A 1,248-nucleotide genomic window follows, 5' to 3' on the forward strand; every position below is an offset into this window, starting at 1 on the left:
ATTCCCGACCGCACCCGCGGCGGGCTCGTACGCGCAGGTGGACGGGGCTGGGGTTCGGCGACAGGCGGCGGCAGCCGCTTCCGGGGGGTCGGCCCCCCATCGGTGTCGACCGCCTGCTCCGCCACTGGGCCCCATCCCCGTCCACCTGCGCGTACGAGCCCGCCGCGGGTGCGGTCGGGAATACTCCGAGCGTAGTTCACCGCGCGTCAGCACTTCGGCACTCCCGGCCGATACAGCGGGGAGAAAATCACCTGATCGGATGCACGGATGTTCGGATTTGGGGTCTGTGGAGAGCCGTCCTGCGGCAGGAGGGCCGTCAGGCCTCGAAGGGCCGGGCCGGCCAGGGGGCGTCCGCCGGGCGCAGGGACTCGAAACCGGCGCCGGTCTGTGCGGCGTGGGCCGCCAGGACGCCGGCCGTCAGACAGGTGTTGTGCAGCTCGCCCGCGAGGATGCCGGCGATCAGCTCGTCGAGGGGGATACGGGCGAGCTCCATGTCCGCCTCCTCGTGATCCCCCTCGTACCGCTCGCCCTCGGCCTCCGAGACCCCCCGGGCCAGGAAGATCCGTACGGCCTCGTCGGAGCCGCCCGGCGAGGTGTAGATGTCGGTCAGCACCCGCCAGTCCTCGGCCTTGACGTGTGCCTCTTCGTACAGCTCGCGCTGCGCCGCGTGCAGCGGGTTCTCGCCGGGGATGTCGAGCAGGCCGGCCGGGATCTCCCAGAGCCGCTGCCGCACCGGGTGGCGGTACTGGCGCACCACGATGACGCGGCCTTCGCCGTCGAGGGCGAGGATGGCGACCGACCCGGGGTGGACCTGGTAGTCGCGGGTGGTCCGGGAGCCGTCGGGCATGACGACCTCGTCGGTGCGCACGCCGGTCTTGTTGCCGGTGAACGGCGTGGTGGTGGCGGTGATCCGCCACTCCTCGGGGGTGTCCTTGATGCGCATGCTCGACTCAGCGTCCTCTCGTCGACGAACGGCCCGGTAGACCGACGGGGGCCTGGGAACGGGGGCCCGGGCGGGGCGGCACGAGACCGCTCCCGCCCAGGTCAACCGTATCCCTCAGGCCTTGGCGCGCTGTCCGGTCGCCGCGCCCGGCGCTCCGGCCACCGCACCCGCCTGAGCGCCCGACCGCGCCGCCGGGGCCGCCTCGGCCGCAGGCTGGCCCGACTGCGCGGACTGCCCCGTCTCCCCCGACTGCCGGGCCACCGCGGCCTTCACCAGACCCGCGAAGAGCGGGTGCGGGCGGGTGG

1 protein-coding gene and 1 pseudogene are annotated in these 1,248 nt (G+C 73.7%); both read right to left on the reverse strand.

Annotated elements, in window-relative coordinates; translation table 11 throughout:
• Nucleotides 1-316: 316 nt before the first annotated feature.
• Nucleotides 317-943 carry an NUDIX domain-containing protein gene (locus CCN51_RS51515; protein WP_014180804.1) on the reverse strand — a complete coding sequence of 209 codons (627 nt, stop codon included), beginning with the start codon at nt 941-943 and terminating at the stop codon, nt 317-319.
• A gap of 114 nt (nt 944-1,057) precedes the next feature.
• A pseudogene (locus tag CCN51_RS51520) lies at nt 1,058-1,248 on the reverse strand (CTP synthase); the annotation flags it as partial.

The sequence above is a fragment of the Streptomyces milbemycinicus genome (genome assembly GCF_002154605.1).
GTDB classification, from domain to species: Bacteria; Actinomycetota; Actinomycetes; order Streptomycetales; family Streptomycetaceae; genus Streptomyces; species Streptomyces milbemycinicus.